This window comes from Dactylosporangium sp. NPDC051485 (assembly GCF_040682015.1).
Lineage (GTDB): Bacteria > Actinomycetota > Actinomycetes > Mycobacteriales > Micromonosporaceae > Dactylosporangium.
The window spans coordinates 1-6,194 of record NZ_JBFAZW010000217.1 but is presented as its reverse complement, the minus strand read 5'-3'; the positions used below and the strand labels follow the sequence as shown (position 1 = coordinate 6,194).

2 protein-coding genes are annotated in these 6,194 nt (G+C 76.1%); both read left to right on the top strand.

The genetic code is table 11. From position 1 onward, the window contains the following. A partial coding sequence (locus tag AB0M46_RS50730; RefSeq protein WP_363348860.1) for a phosphopantetheine-binding protein occupies positions 1-513 on the top strand: 513 nt, incomplete at its 5' end. After that, positions 510-6,113 carry a beta-ketoacyl synthase N-terminal-like domain-containing protein gene (locus tag AB0M46_RS50725; protein ID WP_363348858.1) on the top strand — a complete coding sequence of 1,868 codons (5,604 nt, stop codon included), beginning with the start codon at positions 510-512 and terminating at the stop codon, positions 6,111-6,113. The genes AB0M46_RS50730 and AB0M46_RS50725, both read left to right, overlap by 4 nt. Positions 6,114-6,194 lie beyond the last annotated feature (81 nt).

Here is a 6,194-nt window from a genome sequence, read left to right as displayed (position 1 = left end):
CGCGCGGCCGTCGACTCCGGCTTCTACCCGCACCAGTACCAGGTCGGCCAGACCGGCAAGACCGTGTCCCCGCAGCTGTACGTCGCCCTCGGCTACGGCGACGCCGACCCGGTCGAGCCGGCCAAAACCTTCAAGGAGCTGGGGTTCGACTCGCTGGCCGCGATCGAGCTGCGCAACCGGCTGGGCGGGGCGACCGGCCTGCGTCTGCCCGGCTCGCTCGTGTTCGACCACCCGACGGTGGAGGCTCTCGCCGTACACCTGGCGGATGAGCTCGGCGGGGCACCGCAGGCCGCCGAGGTGCCCGCCGTCCTGACCGACCTGGACCGGGTCGCGGCCGCGCTCGCCGCCGGGGTCGGCGACGAGGGGGTGCGGGCCGGGGTGACCGAGCGCCTGCGGGCGATCTGGCGGGCCTGGAACGTGGCCGAGCCCGCGGCCGGGCGGCCCGACCTCGACGACGTCACCGACGACGAACTGTTCAGCGCCCTCGACGACGAGCTGGGGATGGACCGATGAGCAACGAGGAGCGGCTCCGCGACTACCTCAAGCGCACCACGGCCGAGCTGCGGCAGGTCCGGCAGCGGCTCCTCGACGTGGAGGCCCGCGAGCACGAGCCGATCGCGATCGTGTCGATGGCGTGCCGCTTCCCGGGCGGGGTGCACACCCCGGAGGAGCTGTGGGAACTGCTGGCCGCCGGGCGCGACGCGATCACCGGCTTCCCGGCCGACCGCGGCTGGGACCTCGACGCGCTCTACGACCCCGACCCGGGCCGGTCCGGCTGCAGCTACGTGCGCGACGGCGGCTTCCTGCCCGACGCCGGCGACTTCGACCCGACGTTCTTCGGCATCAGCCCGCGCGAGGCCCTCGCCACCGACCCGCAGCAGCGGCTGCTGCTGGAGGGGGCGTGGGAGGCGCTGGAGCGGGCCGGGATCGATCCCGGAACCCTGAAGGGCAGCGCCACCGGGGTCTTCGCCGGGGTGATGTTCGCCGACTACGCGCACGAGGCCGAGGACTTCGACGGGTACCTCATGACCGGCTCGCTCACCTCGGTGGCGTCCGGCCGGGTGGCCTTCACCCTCGGCCTGGAAGGTCCCGCGGTCACGGTGGACACCGCCTGCTCCTCGTCGCTGGTCGCCCTGCACCAGGCGGTGCAGTCGCTGCGGCGCGGCGAGTGCGACCTGGCGCTGGCCGGCGGGGTCACGGTGATCGCCCAGCCGCACCTGTTCGTCGAGTTCAGCCGCCAGCGTGGGCTCTCGCCCGACGGGCGGTGCAAGGCCTTCGCGGCCGCCGCCGACGGCACCGGCTTCTCCGAGGGCATGGGCCTGGTCGTGGTCGAGCGGCTCGGCGACGCCCGCCGCCTGGGCCACCCGGTGCTCGCCCTCATCCGCGGCTCCGCGATCAACCAGGACGGGGCCAGCAACGGCCTCACCGCCCCGCACGGCCCCTCCCAGCGCAAGGTGATCCGCCGGGCCCTCGCCGACGCCCGGCTGCAGCCCTGTGACGTAGACGCCGTCGAGGCCCACGGCACCGGCACCACGCTCGGCGACCCGATCGAGGCCCAGGCCTTGCTGGCCACCTACGGGCAGGACCGGGACGAGCCCTTCCGCCTCGGCTCGATCAAGTCCAACCTCGGGCACACCCAGGCCGCGGCCGGCATCGCCGGGGTCATGAAGATGGTGCTGGCGATGGGCCACGGGGTGCTGCCGCCGACCCTGCACGTGGACGCGCCCAGCCCGCACGTGGACTGGGCGGCCGGCCGGGCCGCGCTGCTGACCGAGGCGGTGCCGTGGCCGGCCGGTGAGCGGGTGCGGCGGGCCGGCGTCTCCTCGTTCGGGGTGAGCGGCACCAACGCGCACCTGGTGCTGGAGGAGCCGCCGCGGGACCTGGAGGAGCCACAGCCCGGGCCACAGCTGCCCTGGATCCTCAGCGCCCGCACCCCGGAGGCGCTGCGCGAGCAGGCCCGGCGGCTCGCCGGGCACCTCGACGCCCACCCCGGCCTCGACCCCGCCGACGTCGCCCGCACCCTGGCCAACCGGGCCACCTTCGAGCACCGCGCGATCGTCCTCGACGACCTCCGGGCCGGCCTCGGCCTGATCGCGGAGGCCGAGCCGGGCGCGGCGCTGCCGGAGTCGATCGTGCGCAACGCCACCACGGCGCCGCCGGGCAAGGTGGTGCTGGTCTTCCCCGGGCAGGGCTCGCAGTGGCCGGGGATGGCGGTCGAGCTGGCCGAGCGGGACCCGGCCTTCGCCGCCCACCTCGACGCCTGCGCGTCCGCCCTCGCCCCGCACGTCGACTGGTCGCTGGCCGACGCGCTGCGCGACCCGGCGCTGCAGGAGCGGGTCGAGGTCGTACAGCCCGCGCTCTTCGCCGTCGTGGTGGCCCTCGCCCGGCGCTGGCTCGACCTGGGCATCCGGCCCGACGCCGTCGTCGGGCACTCCCAGGGCGAGATCGCCGCCGCCCACATCGCGGGCGCCCTGTCGTTGCAGGACGCGGCCCGGGTGGTCGCCCTGCGGGCCCGGGCGCTGACCCTCGTCGCGGGGACCGGCGGCATGCAGTCCGTCCAGCTGCCGGCCGACCGGATCGAGCTGCCCGAGGGGGCGTGGATCGCCGCGCACAACAGCCCCACGACGACCGTGGTCGCGGGTGCCGTCGAGGCCCTGGACCGGCTGCCGGGCAAGCGGATCCCGGTGAACTACGCCAGCCACACGCCGCACATGGAGCCGCTGCGCGAGCGGATCCTGGCCGACCTCGCCGGGATCGAGCCGAAGCCGGCCGAGATCCCGTTCTACTCCACCGTCACCGGGGAGCCGGTCGACACCACGACGCTGGGGCCGCAGTACTGGGCCGACAACCTCAGCCGCCCGGTGCTGTTCCGGCAGACGTTGGAGCGGCTGGCCGGGCTGGGGCACTGGACGTACCTGGAGGCGAGCCCCCACCCGGTGCTCACCGCCGTGATCCAGGAGACGCTGCCCCGAGCCGCCGCCATCGGCACCCTGCGCCGCGAGGCCGGCGGCCCGAGCCAGCTCGTCGCCGCGGCCGCGATGGCCCACGCGCGCGGGGTCGTGCCGGACTGGTCCGCGCTCGGGCCGGGCGGGCGGCAGGTGGACCTGCCGACGTACCCCTTCGAGCGGGCCACCTACTGGCTGGCCGCGCGGCCCGGCGCCGACCCGGCCGGGCTGGGCCTGCGGCCGACCGGCCACCCGCTGCTGGGCGCCGCCGTGGCCACCGCCGAGCCCCCGCTGACCATCTACACGGGACGGCTGTCCCTCGCCACCCACCCGTGGCTGGCCCAGCACGCCGTCAACGGCACGATCATCGTGCCCGGCGCCGCCCTCGTCGAGCTGGCCCTGCACGCCGGTCACCGGCTGGACGAGCTCGTCCTGCAGCAACCACTGCTCGTGCCGGAGCGCGGCGACGTGCGGCTGCAGATGCTCATCGGCGCCCCCGACCCGCTGACCAACCGCCGCACGGTCGAGATCTACTCGCAGACCGGCATCCCCTCGCAGACCGGCATCTCCCCGCAGGCCGGCATCTCCTCGCAGGCCGGCGAGGACGAGCCATGGACCCGGCACGCCACCGGGCTCGTCGGCCCGTCGTCCGGGGAACCGGCGGATGACCTGGTCGCCTGGCCGCCGCCCGGGGCCCTGCCGCTGGACGTCACCGACCTCTACGACGTCCTCGCGGGCGCCGGATACGACTACGGCCCGCTGTTCCAGGGCGTGCGGGCGGCCTGGTCGGCCGGCGACGTCCGGTACGCCGAGATCGGCCTGCCGCACGACACCCCGACCCGCGGCTTCGCCCTGCACCCCGCCCTGCTGGACGCCGCCCTGCACGTGGCCGCCGCCGACGGTCCCGGCAGCGAGCCGGTGCGCCTACCGTTCTCCTGGACCGGGGTGACCCTGCACCGCGCCGTCACCGACGCCACCGCGATCCGGGTTCGGCTCGACATGCGGCAGCACCGGGTGGGCATTGCCGACGCCCTCGGCGAGCCGATCCTCTCCATCGACGGGATCGCCCTGCGCGCGATGGCGGCCGAGCGGCCCGACGCCCTGTTCCGCGTGCACTGGACCGCCGTGCCGCCGAGCGGGACCGCGGCGGAGCCACCGGAGACGGCCTACTGTCCACAAGGGACCGATGCGACCGTCTGGGCACTGGAGACCCTGCAAAGCTCCACGGCCGGGCGGCTGGTCGTCGTCACCCGCGGCGCGGTCGGCACCCGGCCCGGCGAGGACGTGCCCGGCCTCGACCAGGCGCCCGTCTGGGGTCTGGTGCGCACCGCCATGACCGAGCAGCCGGGCCGGTTCGCACTGCTCGACCTCGACGGTGGCCCCGACCCGGATCCGGGGCTGGTCGGGGCCGCACTGGCCGCGGGCGAGGACCAGCTGGCGTGGCGGGACGGGGTGCTCCTCGCGCCGCGGCTCACCCGGGCGGCCGAGCAGCCCACGCTCACCCCGCCCGACGCGCCCGCCTGGCGGCTCGAGACCACCGGGACCGGGACGCTCGACAGGCTCGAGCTCGTGCCGTTCGAGGCCGCCACCGGGCCGCTCGGGGAGGGGCAGGTGCGCATCGCGCTGCGGGCCGCCGGGCTCAACTTCCGCGATGTGCTCATCTGCCTCGGCATGTACCCGGGCCAGGCCCTCGTCGGCGCGGAAGGCGCGGGCTTCGTCACCGAGGTCGGGCCCGGAGTCACCGGGTACGCTCCCGGCGACCGGGTCATGGGCCTGATCTCCGGCGGCATCGGCCCGGTCGCCGTCGCCGACCACCGCCTGCTCGCCCGGATCCCCGACGGCTGGTCGTTCGCCCAGGCCGCCGCCGTGCCGGTCGCCTTCGTCACCGCCTACTACGGCCTGGTCGACCTGGCCGGGCTGCGGCGCGGCGAGTCCCTGCTCGTCCACGCGGCGGCCGGCGGCGTCGGCATGGCCGCCGTCCAGCTGGGCCGGCACCTGGGCGCCGAGGTCTACGGCACGGCGAGCGCCCGCAAGTGGCCGGCGCTGCGCGAGCTCGGCCTGCCCGGCGAGCGGACCGCCAACTCCCGCGACCTCGCCTTCGCCGAGCGGTTCCCCACCGTCGACGTGGTGCTCAACTCGCTCACCGGGGACTTCATCGACGCCTCGCTCGGGATGCTCGGGCCGGGCGGCCGGTTCATCGAGATGGGCAAGACCGACGTGCGCACCGGCCTCGGCGCCGGGTACCACCCGTTCGACCTCACCGCCGTCTCCCCCGACCGGGTGCGGGAGATCCTGGCCGAGCTGACCGGGCTCTTCTCCACCGGCGAGCTGGCCCCGCTGCCCATCGCCGCCTGGGACGTGCGCGAGGCGCCGGAGGCGATGCGGTACTTCAGCCAGGCCCGCCACACCGGCAAGCTCGTCCTGACCGTCCCCCGCCCCCTCGACCCCGACGGCACGGTCCTCATCACCGGCGGCACCGGTGTGCTCGGCACCCTGCTCGCCAGGCACCTGGTCGCCCACCACGGCATGCGCCACGTGCTGCTGGCCAGCCGAAGCGGCGGCACAGCACCCATGGGTCCCGAGATCACGGTGGCGGCCTGCGACGTCGCCGACCGGGAGGCGCTGGCCGGGCTGCTGGCCGCCATCCCGCCGCAGCACCCGCTCACCGCCGTCGTCCACGCCGCCGGGGCGCTCGACGACGGGCTGATCGGCGACCTGACCCCGCAGCGCCTCCGAACGGCGCTGCGGCCCAAGGCTGTCGCCGCCGCCCACCTCGACGAGCTGACCCGCGACCTCGACCTCGCCGCGTTCGTCGCCTACGGCTCGGTGTCCGGCGTGCTCGGCTCCCCCGGCCAGGGCAACTACGCCGCCGCCAACGCCTACCTCGACGCCCTCGCCCACCACCGGCGGGCCCAGGGCCGGCCGGCCACCTCCCTCGCCTGGGGCTTCTGGGCCGAGGCGACCGGGCTGACCGGGCACCTCGACGAGGCCGACCGGCGGCGCATGGCCCGCGGCGGCATCGCCCCGCTGAGCACCGAGGCCGGGCTGGCCCTCTTCGACGCGGCCTTCGGCGGGGCGCGGGCCGCGGTGGTCCCGGCCCAGCTGGACGCGGCGGCGCTGCGGGCCCGCGCCGGCGAGCTGCCGCCCATGCTCGGTGGCCACGGGTGACGGCGTCAACCTCCCCAAGATCAACGACGAGACCGAGGCCACCAACTGGGCGTCGGTGAACGGCGTGGCCGGCAAGCAGGT

Coding starts and splice junctions, on each gene's coding strand:
- AB0M46_RS50725 (WP_363348858.1), top strand. CDS start 510: ATGAGCAACGAGGAGCGGCTCCGCGACTACCTCAAGCGCACCACGGCC.